The sequence below is a fragment of the Sphingobacterium olei genome (assembly GCF_005048855.1).
Classification (GTDB): Bacteria; Bacteroidota; Bacteroidia; order Sphingobacteriales; family Sphingobacteriaceae; genus Sphingobacterium; species Sphingobacterium olei.
This window is the reverse complement of record NZ_SUME01000005.1, coordinates 355,593-376,139: the sequence shown is the minus strand read 5'-3', so window position 1 is coordinate 376,139 and position 20,547 is coordinate 355,593. Positions and strand designations below refer to the sequence as shown.

Here is a 20,547-nt window from a genome sequence, read left to right as displayed (position 1 = left end):
CAAGCTGTTGCTGGAAATGTTACGAGCATTTCCGGCTTTCTTTTACAAACATCTATTTGGGTAACCGTACCCAAACACTATTTGTTGATCGGTTTATCTTTTTTTTGCTTTACTATTAGGTTATTTTTAGAGGTTAGTTCAAAATTCACTCCGGCTATCTGCAGTAGGCTCAAGGCCTCTCCTAGGGACACGTCTTTGGGAATATAGCCCGAAAATAGATCGTCCGAACGCGATATTTCGTAGGTTACGTTAATATCATACCACCGTTCAAATTCGGCCATCACGGTGTATATGGTGGCATCGCTAAAGTGGAACAAGCCCTCTTTCCATGCCATATACTCTTCGGTATCGACCTGCTTTTCGCTAAGGCTGCCGGTCTGTCCCACAATGGACTGTTTTCCAGCAGTAAGTAATGCTTTTACCTTAACGCCTCGTTCCAGTGTCTTTGTGGGTGTCACAGCTACGGAGCCTTCGGTTACTGTCGTTACAACACCGTAACGTGGATTGTACGTATTAATATTGAATTGGGTGCCGAGCACTTCGACGGATTGCTGATCGGATTTAACGAAGAACGGTACACGCCTCCCTTTTTTATCGGTCTGCTTGCTCACGCTAAAGTAGGCCTCACCCGAGAGTAGCTCCACTTCCCTGCGATTATCGTCATACCCGGATGGAAAGCGTATGGATGACAGTGCATTGAGCCATACTTCGGTGCCGTCGGGGAGTCTTAATTGATACTGTCCGCCTTTTGGCGTTGATAGCACGGCGTAACTTATCTTACCGTTACGCTGCGCCTCTGGGTCAAATAAGGTCGTACCATCCAGGTATTTCACTTCTCCATCAACGATCAGTGACTGTTGCTCATCTAAGCTGATGACTTTTCCGTCAGATAGGGTCAAACTTGCACTGCTTCCTCTTGGATGAATATCATACAATCCTACTGTCTCTTTATCTAACCTTGGCTTAATTACGGTGAAATAGGAAACTCCCGCTACGAGGGCAAGGACAACCGATGCAGCGACCAACCTTACCTGCGTAAATAAGTACCGTGTTGTATTGCGGTGCTCGATTACGTCTATAGACGCATTAATCTTATCTAAAATCCTGTTGCGCAGCTGCTGTTCATTTTGTACGTACGAATCGGGGATTTCCTTGTTGTCATCAGAAAAGCTATTGTACCAACGCGACAGTTCGGTCTTTTCCGCCGCTGAGATTGTCCCTCTTAGCCATTTTTGGATTAGTTCCTGATATCGGTTTATATTGTTCATTTTGGTGTCTCTTTACTATATAAGTCTAGCTGTCGTCTCACATCCCTTAGTCGGGCTAGATTTTTTTTAGCGCATCATCATTTCGGTAATTTGCCAATTATTTCGCAGATACATGTGGGTACAGGACAGATGTTATGGGAAATTATATCTATATTGTGATCCCAAAGGTTGCTGACCAAAAAAATAAACTTTCTATGACTGCATATATAAATAAAAGTGATCAGGAATTGCTGGAACTTCTTTATAAAGGAGACGAAGGGGCATTCACAGCGATATATGACCGTTATTGGAAAAAATTATTTGTTATCGCATCAAATCGTTTATCTGAATGGGAAGAGGCTGAAGAAATTGTGCAGGATATATTTGTATCCCTATGGACACGTCGCCATCGGTTGAATCTGACATCTACTCTTTCCCGCTATCTGGCCGTATCGGTGAAGTATCGCGTATTTACGGCAATAAATAAGTCTTATACGCAGAAGCAATACTTAGATACGGTTTTAGCGCTGGATGCGACGCAGATTGATGATTCTACGCAAGAGTTGCTGGCGTTTGAAGAATTGCAACGTGAGCTCGAAAGCTATGTATCTGACCTGCCCGAAAAATGTCAGCTCGTTTTTAGGATGAGTAGGGAACAGGGTTATTCGCAGAAGCAAATCGCAGCGAAATTACAGATTTCGGAAAAGACCGTTGAAGCGCATTTGGGGAAGGCTTTTAAAACGTTGCGCACTAAGCTAAGTAGTTTTGTAACCTTACTGCTTTAGTTTAAGAAAACGCATTTGCTATCCAATACCCCTGGAGACCTACAGCTACCACACTAGACCTGCTACTGTTCAACATACAAGTTAAAGTGACGAAATCTGCCCTGATAGTGGAACTGACCTAAATTTCCCCTTTGTCTTAGATGTGTTTGGAGAAAATTTTATAGCGGCGAATAAGGGAACACCCACTTTCAATAGACCTATATGTACATAGCGCATTACGCAAACTGATCGAAGATCAATAAACCGGTGATGCTTTCTATGAAATCAATACGTCTATGACCATTAAAAATTATAATACCTCCCGCATTATCGGCTGCTGCATACTTTGCTGGCAGCTACTTGCCTCGATTGCTTATTCAGCTTTTGCGTCGGTACCGCAACACTTCTTCGATGTCTTAACGGATAGACGATGGACGGCCCATTGGATCGGCCCGGCCACCGCTTCGCCATACGACTATGGTGTACATCTGTTTCGGAAAGAGTTCAGCCTGAAGGATAAGCCCAGGCAGTTTATCATTCACATATCTGCCGATCAACGGTATGCGCTTTTTGTGAACGGCCATTTGGTGGGGCGGGGCCCTGCTGCTGGCGGGCTGCTGACATGGAACTATGAAACCTTTGATATCGCAGCGCATATACGGCCGGGACAAAACCTGATCGCTGCACAAGTGGTTAATTATGGCAGATGGACGCCAGGTGCGCAGATGACAGTTTCATCCGGCCTATTGGTTCAAGGTGATTCGGATATGGAGCAGGTTGTGAATACGGGTACCGGTTGGCGAACGATCAAAAATGATGCGTACAGTCCGTCTCTAGCAAACATGAGCGCAATCGATATTGAACCTGCTGATCAAATTACAGGAAAGCTGTACCCCTGGCATTGGCAAACCTTAGCATACAATGACGCGCATTGGGAAGAAGCGGCGGTTAATGAACGGGCGCAGTCGGCGGGTACAGCCACTGAGTACACGCGGGCGATGCAGCCTCGTTCGATTCCACTACCCGAGCTAAAGGAGGAACCTGCGATGCAAATCCGGCGCAGTGCGGGTTTAACGTTAAAAGGCACCTTTTTGGCGGGAGGAGCTATCACCATTGCGCCGCACACCAAAGTTAGCCTTTTATTGGATCAGGGATACCTCACTAATGCATTCGTAGAAACGGTAATCGGCGGTGGCGCGGGCAGTATGTTCGCTATTTCCTACGCTGAGGCACTTTACGATCACATGGGCAATAAAGGAAATAGAAACGAGGTAGATGGAAAAACGCTAAGGGGTGTGCAGGACATAATCTATCCGGCTGGTGGACCATCACGGTCGTATCAGCCGCTAAATTTTAAGACCTTTCGCTACATCCAATTGGATATAGAAACGAAGGAGGAACCCTTGACGATCGAAAAGTTTGCACGCACCTTCGTGGGGTATCCTTTTAAAGAGCTAGCCCGCTTTGAGAGCAATAACAAAAAGCTGGATCAGATCTGGCGTACAGGATGGCGCACAGCGCGGTTGTGTGCGGTTGATGTATATTACGATTGTCCGTATTATGAAAGGTTACAGTACACGGGCGACACGCGCATACAATCGCTGGTCTCTTTGTACGTAAGCGGCGACGACCGTTTGATGCGGAAAGCAATTTCGGATCTGGCGTCTTCTATGGTGGCGGAGGGGATTTTGCAAAGTAGATACCCGACACATCACACCCAGATTATCCCTCCTTTCTCTTTGTATTGGATCAACATGCTTCATGATTACCACATGCATCGTCCGGATCCAGCGTTTGTGAAACTGTACCTTCCTACCGTCGAGCGGATTATACAATGGTATACGAATCGGATCAACCCGCAGACCGGTATGCTGGGCGCTATGCCCCATTGGAACTTTGTTGACTGGCCCGATGAGTGGCCTTGGTCTAGCGAACGTCCTTCTGGGGGAGTACCCCCAGGTGGTATTGAAGGAGGGTCGGCAATCTTAAGCTTGCAATTGGCCTATACACTGAAAGAAGCTGCGGCGCTCCTGTCTTACTTTGGTGAGGAGGGCAAGACGGGCAATTACCTTGCATTAAATAAAAGTCTGAATGCGGCAGTTATAACGCACTGCTATGAGGCGCAAAGGGGTCTGATTGCTGACGACATCAACCGGAGCAGCTATAGCCAGCATGCTAACATTATGGGAATATTATCGGATGCAATTCCCGATAATTTGCAACGAGACGTCTTTTTGAAATTGGAATCCGACAGCTCGCTTATACAGGCGACGGTCTTTTACCGGTTTTATTTGACCCGAGCCATGAAGAAGGCCGGCCTCGCAAATATGTACGTGGATAATATGGACATATGGAAAAATATGCTTGATCTGGGCCTATCGACCTTTGCAGAGCGTCCTGAGCCCGCTCGATCGGATTGCCATGCCTGGAGTGCCAGTCCGAATTATGATTTCCTTGCTACGGTTTGCGGTGTGGAGCCGGCTTCACCCGGATTTGAAACCGTGCTGATTCAGCCTAATCTGGGTAGTCTTTCTTTTGTTAAAGGAGAGATTCCACATCCGCAGGGAATAATTAAACTTCATCTCCGTAAAACCGATACTAACCTTACGGGAGAGATTACATTGCCGAAAGGATTATCGGGAGTCTACCGCCATCAGGGAAGAAACATCAAGCTCTTAGGAGGAACGAATAACATCTAACATTATAAACTATGAAAAGAAAACACCACCCTCAACAAAATTACGCCGGTCGTTCGGCAGTAATCCTGTTTATTGGTTTTGCCTTGGGCACGCTTTATAGCTGCCAAAAGACAAACCCGCTCTCCGAAGGAACCGAAGCGGCGTTAAACACTGATTTGGAAGTTCATGAAGTTGCGAGCTTGAGTGCACCCATATCGTTACTGACTGATCAGACTTTTCAACAGGGATTATCGGTACTCCACCCCACGGGCGGTGCAATCCAAGGCACATTGCAATACCCCGGGGCTACATCAGCTCCGCAATGGAAGTTAGCGCAATGGTATAGCAGCTCTTCCTTGTACGGCGCGTCGGCCACGGCACTACCTTCTGGATCGTATCGCTTTTCCGACAGCAACAAAGCGATTACTATTGGGCCATCAACCTCGGCAGACCGCGATCTTATCTTTGCAATCAATGGGCAAAATGATTTCGGCAACGTATACCGGACTTCCTCCCAACCGTTTCCGCATTTGCTTGTTGATCAAAAAATTGCCGATCCCGATGGATGGCTCGGAACCGCTACACCTTTTATAGGGAGTATGAACAGTCTTGATTTTAATGTAGATGCTTATTTGGAATACCACACCCGGAACCAGAAATCAGGATATAATTCGTCTATACATGCCCTGCAATTCAGCTGCGTATTTTTGGTGCAGAATCTGCGGTCTGGTAATGCTGGATACGGGAAATCCATGTACTTTTCGATTATGCTGTTTGACGATAGGTACAGTCTTCCCGGGCTGGCTATCAACTCGGATATATTTAGCGGACAGCTGATCTACGACGTGGGCCTCGCAGCTTTCAGCAGCTCTGGACTCGTGCAGGGGCAATGGAAAACGGTGAACGGAAACCTACTACCGAAGATTAAGCAAGCGTTGGATGAAGCCTGGGACAGGGGCTTCTTGCTCGAATCGCAGTCCTATGATGATTATAAGGTATCTCTATTTACTATGGGGTTTGAATGTTCTGGACTAAATATAGGCACGATGAAAGTGCGTAATCTGAGTTTAATAGCAGACTAATTCATACTTTACCCCACTGATTCGATATTTCTTAAAACTTGCAAGTTTGAAATTAAACGGAGCTCTTCTTATTTAAGGGAGCTCCGTTTGGTAAAACAGAAGGATATCCCCCTCCATTTCGCTGTTGATAAAACTCGCCACAACGCATTTTTCTTCGTTGTGCTGAAAAAAAACAGAAGTCTAAATTGAATGAAATCATTTCACAACTGCTATATTTTCAAGAAACGTATTACCAGCTCCAAACTTGATGAAGAAAAAAGCCCGGTTATTTAACTAACATTAGAATAGGAATATTCGTATGCAAAGCTAGCTTTTTGGATGATCTGCTATGAAATAAAGAGGCAAAGAACCCTAACTTTCGAGGTACTGTAACTAATATGTCGATGTTATGCAATGCCGCATATGTCGTTACACCGGAAACCAGATCTTCGTCTGCTACGTAGGCATACGTCGGGTCTAATTTATCCAAGGTATCGTGCAGATAACGCTGTTCGGATATGATATTGGCTGCTACCAAATCAGCTTTAACTGGTTTGCCGAGGTTCACATTTACCACATGCCACTGGAGCTTAAATATATCCTGGAGATGGTAAATCGTATCTACAGGTAGCCTGTCCTGTAACGAATCTAAATCTACGGCTAACAACGCCTGCTTGATAGAGAACGATTGCCGCATGCTTGGTACAAGCATAATGTTGTAGGCGTGCATCTGTATTAACGAATTCGGAATAGTGCCAATGCTGTTTTGACCGTTATCATCTGCCCCCTGTATTCCCATAATAACCAAATCAACTGGGGTACTCTGCGTAATTTCATGGAGCGCATCCTCGACCAATAGCTGGTCGTCCCAGGAACGTACCTGTGTAGTGGGAGAAATATTTAATAGCTCTTCCTGCATCAGACGAAGCTTTGTTTTGGTATCCGCAGTTTCTTTCGCATCCGGCAACATAGGAGGAGGTGGAATCATTACTCCGCCGACAGGATGTACATGGTGTGTGGTATAGCCGTAAGAGTGATAGATAATGACACGTTGAATGTAGGTTTGTTTTGCTACAGTTAATAAGGCTTCGAATGCGTGACGTGCGGGGTCAGAAAAATCGGTCAAAAGGACAATTGTGTTCATAGATATCATATTTATTAAATGTGCTTCAATTGTTTAACAAATACGCCGACCTATAGTTTTTAGTATATGATTGTGCAACTTAAATGCTCCTAATCAACATCAATACGACTACACTGTCACATTCAATTTCGTGCGGTAAACAAAGGCCGTTTTACCTTCTTTTTCGAGCACAACATACCCTTTGATCGTTAAGGTTGCTTTGCTATTGTCTAACCTGTCCAGTGTGCTGCTTCTACAACTAAATCCAATGGAACGAGCAGGAAGCTCGTCGTGTATATCCTTTATTTCGAAAGACAGTTTATCAAATGCATTGACGTGCAATGCTGTGTCGGAAAAACGTAAATCCGTAACGATCACCTGCCGTAAGCGACTATCATGGGCTTTGAGATAGAACATAAAAGACCCCTTCGTTTTGTCGTGCGTATTGCCCTCCCTTTTCAATACACCAACACGTAACTGAGCATACCGTTGCAAGCGCCGTTGCAACTTATACTGGTAAATGAGAATCAAGGCCAGGGCTAACAACCCGCTACCAGTAATGAAAATAGTCTGCATTTGTTGAATAATATTAAACTGTTGTTTTTCACCTAACCTACCCGATTGTAAGTTTTTCATTACAAACATCAAAAAAAATGCCCAAATAAAAAAATAACGCAAAAAATATTTTTAACACCCCTAAAAACGAGCTTAACAACAGAAAAACCGCAAATAACTATAGAAAAGTTACACAATTAGAGCGGTACGATCACTATTTTAGAAAGATGAAAATCAAAAAAACACTCTTGTATTTACTCCCTCTTTGTGCTATGGTATCCTGTAACAAGTATCCGGATGCGCTGCTCGTTCCGGATGAAGAACCATTAAATTCCTCAGGTATTGAATCAACAGATAACGTAGCTGATTCCGACCTCTTCCATCAACATATTTCGGAGGGCAAGGTTGCATCCCTAACGTATGATCCAACATTGGATTATCCGAAAAATCGAGGTCTTGACTTCCAAAAACACTACCGCCAATACGAAACTGCAATGTCGGAAAAAGGTTGGCAGGTCAAGACAATGCAGTTTCTTTTTAATAGCCCTACGGCTGTAACTGTCCGTACGGCATTTTCATCGGCTAAAGGTGCTACGCTTTTCTGGGCCGACTATGATTTTACCTTGTCTATTAATCCTGCCAATGGAACAACAAGGATCCATAGAGGTACAGTGAAAGGCAATACCGTAAACAATCTAGTCGGACAACTGGGCTCTGTCTTACCCGCATTTGATCAGCATATTGCTCCTTATCTAACCAAAAGTTCATTCCATCCGATACGCTTATCCACCTATATATATACTGCCACGGATAAACAAGTATCTGGAGGATTGTATACAAATGACGATATTCGCAATGGAATCTTTGGTACCTGGCAGCTGCGGTAACGAAATAAACCACTTTTATTAACGTATTGAAATTATCTACCAAAACATGAAAAAAACAGCAATTTTAACCGCTTATTTGTTTATATCATTATCTTTTTCTGCGACAGCGACCAGTCCCAAACGTAATGTAGCGAAGAACAGCGTATTGGATTATCCGACGATCCTTATGGAGCATCCTTATCGGCAACTAGACTCCCTGACCGACTCATTATGGGGCAGCCAAGTGAGTACCTATGCCTGGAAGGCATTTTTTCAGGACAACACCAATGCTTACATCGTGAATGCCCTGAACCGACTACAATGCAAAGAAGTATTTGTTTCTCCTGGAAATGACCAGTCGCCTAAAGTACAGGATTTTTTACAGATGGCCTCATCGGCGAATATCGCTGTAGCTCGTCTACTGGGAGAAAATAGCTACGTAGAGGCTGATAACGGATTCCCAAATCTGGAAGCTAAAATGCTCAGCTTTAAAAATGCGGGCTTTACAGCCATCCATCTTGACATCGAACCACATGCGCTGGCTGATTACAAACAAAATATAGATTTGTATACCGAGCGCTTCAACACCTTAATTTTATTGAGTAGCCAGTGGTGTGCCCAAGAGGGAATAGAACTAAGCATTAGCATTCCGATGCATACGCAGTCTTCTACCGCCGCCTTATTGGCGCTGCTTCAGATCAAATCGTATATCATGGCCTATGAAAATCCGAATATGCTGTCACTGCTAAACCGTACCGCGACTTTGCGGGATACGCTACAGGGATTATACGTATGGGTGGTGAGAGCAAAAGATTTTACCGATCTCGCGCATCTACAATCGGCCATTTCCGTACTTAACCAGAATGGTGTATATGAGCTTGGCATCTATGACATCAAAGAAATGGATGTTAGATATTAGATTTGAGATATTAGATTTGAGATAAAAAGGGGCTGGTCAAAAAAAATGACCAGCCCCCTTTTATTTATTTTACTGGGAAATATTAGTTTATTTTAATAATATTTAACCCGTTTCTTCCCGTAGCAACAAAGAGTAATCCCGATTTTGCAGCAACGAAATTGGTTGATTCCGGCAGGTTGAACTTTCCAACTACCTGAAAGGTATTTTTATTCAAGACAATAACTCCATCAGCACCATTTGCCAAATAAAGGTAACATGCATCAACCGCTACAGCGTTGGTGTATCCGTTATCACGGAATACTTTTTTACCGTCTTTTCGGAAATCGTTAGGCACGAAGTGTGCTTTCAATTCTCCTGTTGCCAGCTCTATCTTAGCAACGCCACGGTCACTTAATGCAATGTACGCATACTGATCATCCAATACCAACACATTCTTTCCGTCAACAATTTGCTGCGTCAACGTAGGGAATGAATATTCTTTCACGTCCGATCCATCCAATTTTGCTACACGTAAATACGCTTTATCAGATTCCGCAGCGAAAAACGCCTGATGTGTCGCATTGTTAGCGCTGTATTTTGCACGTGTACTGTTATACAGGTTCTGTGTTACCGCGTATCCATTTTGTGGATCAAGGGCAAAGAATCCGCCATTGACAGCACCCGATACTACCCAAAGCTGATTATTATAACTTACGGTATTTTTTGCCGATGCAGCCGGCAACTTATGTTTGGTGAACTGTGACAGATCATTTACAGCAAGGTTGCCATTATTTATTGGCGCAGTTAACAATAGGGCACCGGCTTTGTTTTGTCCCGCCGCATACAGCTTCGTGTTAGTTGCTTCTACCCCATTGAACTCCATATTATTGAAAAGGGCTTCACTGATTAAGCTTGGCGCAGACGGATTCTGTACATCAAATACACGGATCGCTCCACCTGGTGTATTGCCATATACCTCATCATTCGTGTGGTAAGAAACATAAGCGTGCCCATCTACGATACGTACATCTGTAGCACTAAGTAACGCGTCATTAACCTCTGGGCTTGTAACTGTAGCCAATAAGGTAAAGCTCAAAGCGCTATCATCGCAACCTCCGCTACCTTTAGCCGGTATACATCCCGCAGCAGCGATATATACATCCTGACCAATGGTTACATCTGCTCCGGTTTTCCCAGTAAAACGGGTCTCGTCTGCATTCGTCAGATTGATATCGATTTTACCCGTGACAGCGGGATTAGCGTTCAGGTTATTAATCGTTGTATTGCTGATGTCCAAACGTGAATAAGCTGATGTACCTCCCACGATTTTACCATCAATACCGATTGTACCACCATTTACTTCTGTATAGGCTCCATCGTGGTTCTGCAACTTTCCTTGTCCGTTTAACTGGAATCCCGCTTGGAATACCATATGGCTCCAGTTTTTGTACAAAGAATTGATATCTACACGTCCTTCAAATACGACTTTGCAATAGTTATCAAATTGCATTCCGCTATTCAGGTTTGTACTGGACTTAAATGTAACCTGAGCATAATTTGTCCATTTACCCTGTATAGAACCGCTGTTTAGTAACACCGTTCCGTAATTGTTGATCACTGTAGCACTGCCATTCACATTGAAACCCGAAGGTGTAAATACCGCTGTGTTTCCGATCTCTAATGTTGCCTTGTCCGGTAGATTTGTAGAACCTGTAAATGTTCCTAAAACGATAAGCTTTCCGGCGGCATTAAAGTTGATCTGACCGGAGAAGGTCTTACCTTCTGGAACAACCAATACATCGGCACTGCTGCTGACCGTATGGTTACCTCCACCTTCAATTTCTGTTCCTGTTGCCGAAGGTGTATAACCTGCTACCGCTTGTTGGCCGATAAGTGAAGCCAGTTTCGTCGATTTTACGGAGCCCAATAACGATGTATTTCCTAGACGATCAAAAGCAATAGGCGTATTCACCATAGAGACATTTGCTGCTAGGGCACTCTTGTTGTACGAAAGCGAGGTTTCCGCATCCGAAAGAACGTCTTCATTACCCGTTTCAGGCAGGTGCGTGTCCTTTGCACAGCTTGCCAATAGCGCTAGAGATACAGCTAACGCACTGATTTTTGTGTTTGTGATAAACATATAATTATTAATAAATGATTTTATAAACCAAATTCTTTTGCCTTTTTCGATGTTTTTGCTGGATTCCATATATCCTTGTACGACTCGTAAAAAAACATTTCTCCGATATAGGCTACGGTTCTTACCAGTCGCATATAATACCCCATGTATAAAGGCACTAAAGGGATGTAAATACACATTTTCAACATCTTGCTCCGATCCTTGATGATAAACAGCGAACAGATATACTGAAGAATAGCGATACCCAGATAGACTGTATATTTGAATGGAAACCAAACCAATAGAAAGGCAGGTGCAACAATTAGGATCTTAAGCGTATAAAAGATCCACATAAAATCGAGCACAAATCCAAAGAACACATTTTCAAAAAAGGCGACAAAATTAAGCCAGGAAAAGTGCTTATCCGGCACCCACACATCGATATGTTTCCGTAACCTAAAGCGTATCAATGAACGCGACCATCGTCTCCGTTGTTTCGTTAGCGCTTTCCAGGTAGTGGGTACATGCGTCATACAAACTGCATTTTCCTCAAATAACACCTTATACCCCAGCTTTCTTATTTTAACGGTAATATCTCCATCCAGTCCGGGGCCGATATCCCAGCCTCCCATGCGATCCAACAACTTGCGGGGAAAAGCGCCGAAAGCTCCGGAAACAATCTTATATAAGCCCAATTTTGACAACACAATACGCCCTACGCTAATAGACTGTATGTATTCCATATACTGCATCGTTGTCGTGAGTGAATCGCTCTCGTTGCGCACAACGAGATTGCCCCCTACTGCGCCGACATGTGGATAGCGATAAAAAGGAATCAGGATTTTCTCCAATGCATCGGGAGCTAAGGACGAATCTGCATCAAGATGTACGATAAATTTTCCTTTTGCATATCTCAATCCTAGATTTGCAGCCGATGCCTTCCCTCCCCGCTCATCACAACGTAAAAAGATATCGATGTCGCCTTTTTTTTCAAACGACTGGCCGATAATCGCCGTGTTATCTGTAGAACCGTCGTCCACGACAACCAATTCGATATGCTTATACGTCTGCTTCTTCATGGAAGCTACTAACTTGGACAAATGACGGCCTTCGTTGTGCCCCGGTACCAATACGGTTACCAAGGGATATTCCGTCCAAAGTATTTGACGGGCTTGTTTCCACTTTTTCCGTGTAATGAGCCTACGGGATCTGCTCCAGATCAAAGCTAACCCCTCCACAATCACGTAACGTGGAATATCCAACAACAGAATAAACCAACCCCACTTCATGATCGTTTCCCAATCCAACTGTTGGAGCATGCGGAAATAGCCCTCCCAAAAATCAGCCATAATCGACAAATTAACCATGCTGTAAGCTTACCTGTTCTTCGCGAAAAAGAAAACGTTGAATGCCCTTTTCGGACAATTCATACTGGTATACCTTTTTGACCACTAACTCGTAAGTCTCCTGCTCGGTTCCACAGTCCACGCAGCCAACCTGTATTGGTGCCTCTTGAAACTGGTGATTACACCTTTGATTGTTACAGGTAAACATTTTACCGGGCTTATCATAGTCCACACCTACGTTTTTAAGCTGCACCGAGCATTTTGGACAAACAAGCTTGTCGTGGGCTACAAAATCTGTTTCAGGCCCCACATAAGCGCAACGAAAGTGGTGTATCAAATTCGAAGCCTTCAGGTCGTGTTCGTGGCATTTCGGACATACCTCATGGTAATTTAGGAATCCACTGCTGCAGCTCTTACAAAGGTGTTGGGTATCAAAATACGTGCGCTTAAGGTATCCTTGTTCTTCCGCCTCTTTTAATATATTTCTCGAATTCAAATACGCATCACTGCGGTTAAAGAAAAATGAATCGATCCGCGGATAGGCGTAACCTGTAAGCGACTGATGCAAGCGCATAGGAACGATTTTACTCCGTCGCGTATAATTGTAGTCAAATATATACTGCAAAATTTGCTCCTGCTGACTCGCCTTTTCTTTCCGACCGTGGCGGTGCTTTTCGATGAAATAGGCTACCTGATCGGTTAACGTTGCTATCTGCAACGGATCAGTGTTACCAAAAAAGCCATCAGAGAGCCGTTGCATAACACGCTCGTCGTCCATGAAAAAAGGTCTTAAATTATCCTCTAGGTAAATAGGTTTCAGATACACACGCATATCATGCGAGCGCACCACGCTCCGTAAAAACTTTCTGACTTTCGACCGCTCCTGATGGTTTACCAGCCAAACATCTGCAATAAGAGGATTCGGTAAAATACAGTCCTCAATAAAATTGTTGAGGAGGAGAATACGCTTACCGTACATTTCTACCACGTGGGGTTTAATTTCACTCATAGCTCTAACCTTCCTTTCCTAATTTTTACCGGTATATTACTGGCGATAAGTTCGTCCCAGCCTTTGATACCCTTGGGCTTTACCTCGACGACCACACCGTATTTATCGTCATCGATGGAATTGAATAATATCTTATCCTTATCTTCCATAACCGCATACAATTGGGTTATACTTCCTTGTAGCTTTTTGCTCCCATAGGGCAACAGCACAACCACCTCGTCGTTTACATGGAATTTATCCAGATCTTTCACATCGATATATGCACGTACCATATAGGTTGAATCTACAATCGAAGCCACGACTTCTTGCCGATAACAAATACCATCTACCGCTACCCTTAAGCGATCCACCGTGCCGGCTACCGGCGATACAAATGCCTTTATGGATGGTTCAGTCTGTTGTAGACGCGCAAACCCCATTTGACGCGATTGGCCCAATGCGGCCTGTAATCGAGCGCGCTCGTTCCGCAACACCGTATACTCCGCATCTACTGTAGCCAGTTGATACGACACATCGTCAACAGATCGGTCCACATTGGCCAATTCGTTGGCCGTAATTGATCCCAAATACACCAATTTCTCTTTCCGTAATCTTTCGGCTTGCCAGTACGCCAACCGTTTTTTCAACTCTGTACGGAAAAGTGCTCTCTTTTCGATCTGTGCATCTAATGCTATCAGTTCTCCTCCTCTATTTTGCTGCTGTATCTCCAACTGTATCGAATCCTGCGCAGGGTTCATACTGCCGTCGCGGCGTTCCTCATAGAAGAAAAGTGTATCACCAATACTGACCCGTTGTTTATCCTGTACATTATAGGATAGGATTCGGATATCATTCGTGAACTTGGCGTCAAACTGATTCTGAAATAAAAGCCCATCGGCCGTATTAAATATCCAGGGCAAGGTCAACCATTTTAAAAGAGATCCCACCAACAGCAATAAAATACCGATATAGAGCCACCTGTCCCAACGTCGGCGTTTTGGGGGTTCTTCATTAATCTGCGCAACGGTCTCCACCGGATGTGCGTACGATATTTTCATCTCTGCTATTTCTTTTTTAAGTTCCTAATTACCTCTTACCACTCCTTATCAGTCTCCACTAACCTGCATCTCGTATCCGGTCAAATACATAAAGTCTATATAGTCCTCGCATGCCAGCTGCCGATGGTCTGCCAACTCCAACAGTTTGAGGAAATATCCATCCGTCAACTCAATAAACGTATTCGGACTCACCTGTTTTGGCGCTTGCTGCTGTAATGCCAACTCCCGTTCCATCAGTGCCTGCGCGTAGGTAAGTTCATCAGTTAGCCTTCGTATCGTCTGCTTTCTATCGGACATGTTTCGGTACAGATCCCGAAGCTGAAAACGGCGATGTTCTGCTTCCACTACTTGTTGTTCCTCCTTGCGTTGAAACTCATAGGTGTAAATTTGATCATGCACATTTTTACCTGTACGCAACGGAACCGAAAGCGTAGCACCCACACTCGCAAAACCTCTAGGCTGATGTCCAGCTCCGCTGTAATAATTATAACGTACCCGACTTCTTAAGCTGACATTATCCCGGTTATCGCGTTGCCGCTGTTGTTCTAATAGTTCCTTGTCCAGTGCCAATAGCTGTTGTTGGCGATACGTCTGATTATTGTCTACCATCAATGCATAAGCCGGAAGATTAAGATTAATCAAGGGAATAGCTAAATATGTTGATAACATACCATCATCTATCCGCGCGGCATAACTACGTAAGGCTGCAAGTTCTGCTTCCGCCTGCTCATAACGTTGTTTACTCTTTAACTTCGTCGGATAGTCCGTCAACTCTTTCTCAAACAGCTGTGCCTGAAAAGTTGCTTGCTCCCTGCGCAAAGGAACCAACAGTTCGAATACCGACAATCTATACCGATCAAAAAGATAAGCTAAAGCGCTTAGCTGTTGCTGCCTCCTATATTGAACCTCAGCATCGATTCCCATAAGCGAATCGCGTCTCACTTTCTTTCCAAGGTAATTTCGATCATTTGCCCGTTTTCTCCAGCTTCCTTCTCCCAAAATCACCCAGTCTAACCCACTTGCGATACGTGATCCAAAAAAAACATCTTCATTGTCCGAAATACCTGTCGTAAAGTTGTGTGTTGCTTCGGTAGTCCATTTCAAACCCACGTCCATTCCAGATCGTTCCGTCAAACTTTTCGAAGTGATGACAGATTTGCTCCGTGTGGACGCCAACGCCGGATCTTCCAAAAAATCAGACCATACCGTCGCGGAAAGCGTTGGATCAGCAGATATACTCCGCGCGCTATCCCAACGAGATTGATACGTGTGAAACAACTGGGTCAATTTAGAAGTCATCTCTTCCAATACCTTATCGTGTCCCCCACGTGTCAATGCTTTCTCCTGGCACAAAACCGTCCCCCCAGACATTGCTGTCATCACTAAAACCACGACCAAAAGAACTTTACGATTCATATGCAAATGATATTTCTTTACGTATCATATGGAATATCCAGGATATTTCATATATGACAACAGATATTGACACAAAATTAGTCTTCCCTTATTCTATTTAATTGTCTAAACCCACAAATATTTTTTTTTGTAGTTGGTTAGCTACATAGCCTATTTTACGACCATTTTCTAACTTTTACACTTCTCCTTCCTGGCAGAGAATGCTAGTCAATATTCAAAGAACATGATACCTATTACCCCCAAAAAAACTAGTGCAAATGTATATGCATAGCGTAATACTTAGCCTACCCAAACGGGTAGTTTTAAGCGTATTACGAAAAAAATGAAAATAAAGAATGAGTAGAGATGGGGACCAAATAAGAAACTCAGCGGTTTACGGTTCTTATTCGCTATTTAAAGGCAAGCTAAACCAGAATGTACTGCCATGACCGAGTACGCTATCGACCCAAATTTTACCCTGATGTCGGGTTATAATTTCGTGGGATAAAAATAATCCCATCCCCAGTCCGGAAATATTCTGGGTGTTTTCTTCTATACGGTAAAAGCGGGAGAAGATCGTATCCTGCTTGTCAATGGGAATGCCGATACCGAAGTCTTTCACACCAACTAAAACATCACTGTCGCTGATAAGGAGCGACACCTCGATCGCTGTCTTTCCGGGGGCATATTTGATGGCATTAGTCAATAGATTTAGCATAACCTGTTCAATACGGTGGCTATCGGCCTTAACCACACACGATTCAGCCGTTGTTTTGAACGTAATATGATGCTTGTTGCTATTTAGAGCGACCAAATCTATAGCTTCCTTAATCGTATTGAGTAGATCGAAATCAACTAAGGTTAATTTTAATTTTCCGGCTTCAATCTTCGAAACATCGAGTAAGTCGTCGACTAACATGGTTAGCTTTTTAACCTGCAAAGTAGCCCGTTTTAAAAACAAATGATGTTGTTCATTTTGGTTAGATCGCTCTAAAATCTGAAGGTAGCCATTTATACTGGTAAGTGGGGTCTTCAGTTCGTGACTGGCCAAGCCAATAAATTCATCTTTCTTATCGTTCAGGCTTTTCACTTTTTCATAGAGTTGTGCATTATCTAATCCGACTGCAGCATGTGCTGCAATGGAAATAACGAGACTTTCATGATCTGAACTAAAGCGTTCTGGATCAGGGTGTCCAAAAAACAATCCGCCGATAACCTCTCCCGATCGGGATACAACGGGGACCGCAAGATAACTGGAAACGTGAAAATCTACGGACGGCATGCCGAAAAGATATTTGTGCGACTGATAACGGGGGTCCTCGTCAGTGTTTGCCACGCGATTCACTTGCAAATCGGTAAATACACCGGAGAAGAAAGCTTGGCTTGCCGCAATATCAGAAGGGGTGAATGAAACGGTGCCCACGGAAGAAGTAGCATACACAAGATCCACCTTCCCATCGATATCTTTTTTGGCATAAAAGAAGCTTCCAAATGCTGCGCCAGTAAGCTCGCAAGTGGCAGCGATCACTTTTTGCAGGATACGATCCAGATCCAGTTCCTCGGCAACCGTTTGAATCATCTTGTTGAGCACCTCCAATCGCGAGGTATAGCGACGAGTTGCCTTCTCCGCTGCCTTCTGCCCGCTGATATCCCGGGCAATCTTGGAGGAACCTATGACCTGACCTTTCCCATCTAAAACAGGTGACACCGTAATCGAGAGCTGCTTCTCATTACCTTCTTTATCTAAGCGAACCGTCTCGAAGTTAACAACCTCCTGACCTTCGCTGACCAGGGAAGCCAGATAGGTGGCTTCTTCAAAGCGTGATGACGGATAGATAAGGGATATGTGCTTCCCGACAGCCTCTTCCGTCGAATAGCCTAAGTGGCGCTCGGCGGCTCGATTCCAGCTAGTAATATATCCCTCCAGTGTTTGGCCAATGATAATGTCGTCGGTAGAATCTATGATTGCGGCTAATCGGCCATGTTTTTCCGCATTCTCTTCTATCCGGATTTCATGGAGTTTTTGGTCGGTGATATCCAACACAGAACCAATCAACCGTAGTGGCTTAGCATCTTTATCGAAATAGGCCTTGCCTTGAGCCTTTATCCAACGTTCTTGCCGATTAGCACCCGTAATGGTACGGTACACTGTGGAATATATGCCACCCGAGCGTTCTTCATCCATTGCCCTGGATATTGCCCAGAACACACGATCCACATCGTCGGGATGTAGCGCTTCTTTAAAATCTTTTTCTAAGGTTACAGGACCATCGTGAGGCACCCCAAAAAGCTCCCTACATCTCCTATCCCATTCGAGTGTACCGGTTAAAACATTAAAATCGAAGGTACCCAAGGAAGCAGCTTCCTTGGCTAAACGCGACTGCTCGTAGACCCGCTCGAGTTCTAAGCGAGCTGTAACCTGCTCGGTAACATTAACCGAAATAGCCAATACGCCAAGAATAGATCCATCTGCATTATAATAAGGCTGGTATACAAAACTTTGATACACAACATCAGGTACCCCGTGACGGATAAGAGACACTGGCTGCTCTATAGCCTGATAAGGTATACCCGTATTATACACCTGCGCCATAACTTCTTCCAACCCCTGCTTCCGCGCATCGGGTAGTGCTTCGAAAAGCGGGCGGTGCAACACCTCGGTTCTGGCTTTGCCCCAGATATCGATCATGGCATCATTAACCAGTGCAACGGTATGCTCGGGTCCCAGAAGCAAGCACATAGCGACTGGAGCTTGTTGTATCATGTTGTAAAAGTTCCGTTCGCTCTGTTCGACCTTTTGTTTGGCCTGATAAAGGTCAGTCACATCGGCTGCCGTATTCATGACTCCGTATATCTGTCCTTCATGATTGCGTAGCGGCGTAAAACTATAATTAAAATAGAAATCCCGAGGTCTGCCCTCAATATGCAGGACGACGAGCTGATTGCGCGTATGAAATGGAATACCAGTCGAATATACGTGATCAAGCTGCGGATAGATATCTTGGTCTGCCAGTTCGGGCAACACTTCTGCATACGTTTTCCCTATGACCTCGTCACCTTTTCCCCAGACATCTTTGATTGCCTGATTTGCGTGGGTTATACGCATCTCCTTGCCAATATATACGCCGATTGGAAAAGGAGCCCGTTCTACCATTTCGCGCATCTGATGTTCGCTTTCCGTGAGCCTTTCTAACGATATATGTAACTTATGTTGGGTAAATTCTAAGTCTTCATTGGTGGTGATCAGTTCTTCGTTAGCAGAAGTCATTTCTTCGTTGATGGCCGCCATTTCCTCGTTAGTCTGTTCCAACACTTGTTTTGAAGTGGATTTTTCGGTAACATCAACGGCAACAATCATGAGACCGATAATCTGTCCTTCTGTATCCCGAAGCGGCTCATATACAAAATCAACGTAAACAGTTTCGGGTATGCCGTTACGAATGAGGGTAACCCGGTGCTCTTTGGCCTGATAGCTTTGGCCTGTTTGGATCACGCGAAGCGAGATAGGTTCGTACACGTCCCTGATTTCAGCATTGACATCCCAATACGGAAGGCGAAAGAAATCTTCACGTTGCTTGCCGGTAATTTCTACGAACACATCGTTGACCTCGATCGTGCGTAGGGGAGTGCCGATAACGATACAGATACCTACGGGAGCCTGGTGAATCATTAAGTCAACATTCCGCCTATAGGACCGCAGTGTCTTGAGTTCCTGTACCACCGGCGTGCGATCGGCAAATGTAACACTTACACCCTGTACTTTACCGAGCTCGTCTCTTATAGGGATAAAGGATATATCAAAATAGCGGTCGGCTAGCGCGTCGTGTTTGCCTTTCTTTACTTTGTACTGATTCCATTCGCTCGCCTCGCCCTGCAAAGCCTTCGTAAAAAGAGGACTGAAGGCATGCCAATCGGAACGAAACGTCTGCTCGGCTGGAATGCCTAAAACAGGCATTTGTAAAAAGCGCCCATCCAATATAAATTCAAATTGTGTATTGTATAACTGTATGAAGGAACTACCCCAGCACAGGAGGGTTGGAACTTTGCTCGTTAGCATAGTAGCCGTAGCCTGTTTTAAGGCAGAAGGCCAGTTAGCTATGGAACCCAGCTCCGTACGTTCCCAGTCGAGGCTTGTTAGGTGATGTGCACACTCTCCACTGCCTCGTAAAAAAAGTAAAAATCCATTCGGCTGATCTGAAGCCCCTGTTTTTTGTTGTGAAGAGATCATAAACTATGCTAAATTTTGTGGATTACACCCGAATTTATTTAACAGCTTATCGTCCAATTTGTTTACAATGTCCGATTAATTGTATTTCTACTCCATGCTTAAAATTGAGTAAGAATAGACTTCAAGTGGGAAATTTTTCACCATAAACTTGAATAATCGCTTCGCATTTACAAACCATTTGTAATGAATTAGTTCCTGCCCTGGAAGATAAATATAAATAA

14 protein-coding genes are annotated in these 20,547 nt (G+C 44.3%); 5 read left to right on the top strand and 9 right to left on the bottom strand.

Translation table 11 applies throughout. The features are described from left to right. Positions 1 to 77 precede the first annotated feature (77 nt). A complete protein-coding gene (locus FAZ15_RS13975; protein ID WP_136901933.1) occupies positions 78 to 1,268 on the bottom strand; it encodes a FecR family protein in 1,191 nt (396 codons plus the stop codon). Between the two features lie 194 nt (positions 1,269 to 1,462). Here FAZ15_RS13975 and FAZ15_RS13970 point away from each other — a divergent pair, with 194 nt between their 5' ends. The 3 genes from FAZ15_RS13970 (at position 1,463) to FAZ15_RS13960 (ending at position 5,771) form a co-directional block, all read left to right on the top strand. Beyond that, on the top strand, positions 1,463 to 2,032 hold the full coding sequence (locus tag FAZ15_RS13970; RefSeq protein WP_136901932.1) for an RNA polymerase sigma-70 factor: 570 nt from the start codon (positions 1,463 to 1,465) through the stop codon (positions 2,030 to 2,032). A 275-nt stretch (positions 2,033 to 2,307) separates the two neighbouring features. Further along, positions 2,308 to 4,710 (top strand): alpha-L-rhamnosidase-related protein, encoded by a 2,403-nt coding sequence (locus tag FAZ15_RS13965; RefSeq protein WP_136901931.1) that lies wholly within the window; start codon positions 2,308 to 2,310, stop codon positions 4,708 to 4,710. A gap of 11 nt (positions 4,711 to 4,721) precedes the next feature. Continuing rightward, positions 4,722 to 5,771, top strand: a complete 1,050-nt coding sequence (locus FAZ15_RS13960) for a hypothetical protein (RefSeq protein ID WP_136901930.1) — start codon at positions 4,722 to 4,724, stop codon at positions 5,769 to 5,771. A 265-nt stretch (positions 5,772 to 6,036) separates the two neighbouring features. Here FAZ15_RS13960 and FAZ15_RS13955 read toward each other — a convergent pair whose 3' ends face one another. Continuing rightward, the gene (locus FAZ15_RS13955; RefSeq protein WP_136901929.1) at positions 6,037 to 6,894 is read right to left on the bottom strand and encodes a hypothetical protein; all 858 of its coding nucleotides are present in this window, start codon (positions 6,892 to 6,894) and stop codon (positions 6,037 to 6,039) included. 108 nt (positions 6,895 to 7,002) lie between these two features. Then, entirely contained in the window at positions 7,003 to 7,509 is a 507-nt protein-coding gene (locus FAZ15_RS13950; RefSeq protein WP_136901928.1) for a hypothetical protein, read from the bottom strand. 146 nt (positions 7,510 to 7,655) lie between these two features. Between FAZ15_RS13950 and FAZ15_RS13945 the strand changes: the two genes are divergently transcribed. After that, a complete protein-coding gene (locus FAZ15_RS13945; RefSeq protein WP_136901927.1) occupies positions 7,656 to 8,315 on the top strand; it encodes a hypothetical protein in 660 nt (219 codons plus the stop codon). Between the two features lie 46 nt (positions 8,316 to 8,361). Beyond that, the gene (locus tag FAZ15_RS13940; protein ID WP_136901926.1) at positions 8,362 to 9,213 is read left to right on the top strand and encodes a hypothetical protein; all 852 of its coding nucleotides are present in this window, start codon (positions 8,362 to 8,364) and stop codon (positions 9,211 to 9,213) included. Between the two features lie 82 nt (positions 9,214 to 9,295). Here FAZ15_RS13940 and FAZ15_RS13935 read toward each other — a convergent pair whose 3' ends face one another. The 6 genes from FAZ15_RS13935 to FAZ15_RS13910 form a co-directional block, all read right to left on the bottom strand. Further along, the gene (locus FAZ15_RS13935) at positions 9,296 to 11,332 is read right to left on the bottom strand and encodes an LVIVD repeat-containing protein (RefSeq protein WP_136901925.1); all 2,037 of its coding nucleotides are present in this window, start codon (positions 11,330 to 11,332) and stop codon (positions 9,296 to 9,298) included. A gap of 20 nt (positions 11,333 to 11,352) precedes the next feature. Next, entirely contained in the window at positions 11,353 to 12,660 is a 1,308-nt protein-coding gene (locus FAZ15_RS13930; RefSeq protein WP_162304943.1) for a glycosyltransferase family 2 protein, read from the bottom strand. 10 nt (positions 12,661 to 12,670) lie between these two features. Continuing rightward, positions 12,671 to 13,666 (bottom strand): TackOD1 domain-containing metal-binding protein, encoded by a 996-nt coding sequence (locus FAZ15_RS13925; protein ID WP_136901923.1) that lies wholly within the window; start codon positions 13,664 to 13,666, stop codon positions 12,671 to 12,673. Next, a complete protein-coding gene (locus tag FAZ15_RS13920; protein WP_136901922.1) occupies positions 13,663 to 14,703 on the bottom strand; it encodes an HlyD family efflux transporter periplasmic adaptor subunit in 1,041 nt (346 codons plus the stop codon). The genes FAZ15_RS13925 and FAZ15_RS13920 overlap by 4 nt, the downstream gene beginning before the upstream one ends. Before the next feature lie 48 nt (positions 14,704 to 14,751). Next, on the bottom strand, positions 14,752 to 16,119 hold the full coding sequence (locus FAZ15_RS13915; protein WP_136901921.1) for a hypothetical protein: 1,368 nt from the start codon (positions 16,117 to 16,119) through the stop codon (positions 14,752 to 14,754). Positions 16,120 to 16,501: 382 nt separating this feature from the next. Further along, entirely contained in the window at positions 16,502 to 20,326 is a 3,825-nt protein-coding gene (locus FAZ15_RS13910) for a sensor histidine kinase (protein ID WP_136901920.1), read from the bottom strand. Positions 20,327 to 20,547: the final 221 nt, after the last annotated feature.

Bases quoted from the DNA above. Each gene is read 5' to 3' on its own strand.
- FAZ15_RS13940 (WP_136901926.1), top strand. From the start codon at position 8,362: ATGAAAAAAACAGCAATTTTAACCGCTTATTTGTTTATATCATTATCT.
- FAZ15_RS13965 (WP_136901931.1), top strand. From the start codon at position 2,308: ATGACCATTAAAAATTATAATACCTCCCGCATTATCGGCTGCTGCATA.
- FAZ15_RS13950 (WP_136901928.1), bottom strand. From the start codon at position 7,509: ATGAAAAACTTACAATCGGGTAGGTTAGGTGAAAAACAACAGTTTAAT.
- FAZ15_RS13975 (WP_136901933.1), bottom strand. From the start codon at position 1,268: ATGAACAATATAAACCGATATCAGGAACTAATCCAAAAATGGCTAAGA.
- FAZ15_RS13970 (WP_136901932.1), top strand. From the start codon at position 1,463: ATGACTGCATATATAAATAAAAGTGATCAGGAATTGCTGGAACTTCTT.
- FAZ15_RS13930 (WP_162304943.1), bottom strand. From the start codon at position 12,660: ATGGCTGATTTTTGGGAGGGCTATTTCCGCATGCTCCAACAGTTGGAT.
- FAZ15_RS13920 (WP_136901922.1), bottom strand. From the start codon at position 14,703: ATGAAAATATCGTACGCACATCCGGTGGAGACCGTTGCGCAGATTAAT.
- FAZ15_RS13935 (WP_136901925.1), bottom strand. From the start codon at position 11,332: ATGTTTATCACAAACACAAAAATCAGTGCGTTAGCTGTATCTCTAGCG.
- FAZ15_RS13910 (WP_136901920.1), bottom strand. From the start codon at position 20,326: ATGATCTCTTCACAACAAAAAACAGGGGCTTCAGATCAGCCGAATGGA.
- FAZ15_RS13915 (WP_136901921.1), bottom strand. From the start codon at position 16,119: ATGAATCGTAAAGTTCTTTTGGTCGTGGTTTTAGTGATGACAGCAATG.
- FAZ15_RS13955 (WP_136901929.1), bottom strand. From the start codon at position 6,894: ATGAACACAATTGTCCTTTTGACCGATTTTTCTGACCCCGCACGTCAC.
- FAZ15_RS13945 (WP_136901927.1), top strand. From the start codon at position 7,656: ATGAAAATCAAAAAAACACTCTTGTATTTACTCCCTCTTTGTGCTATG.
- FAZ15_RS13925 (WP_136901923.1), bottom strand. From the start codon at position 13,666: ATGAGTGAAATTAAACCCCACGTGGTAGAAATGTACGGTAAGCGTATT.
- FAZ15_RS13960 (WP_136901930.1), top strand. From the start codon at position 4,722: ATGAAAAGAAAACACCACCCTCAACAAAATTACGCCGGTCGTTCGGCA.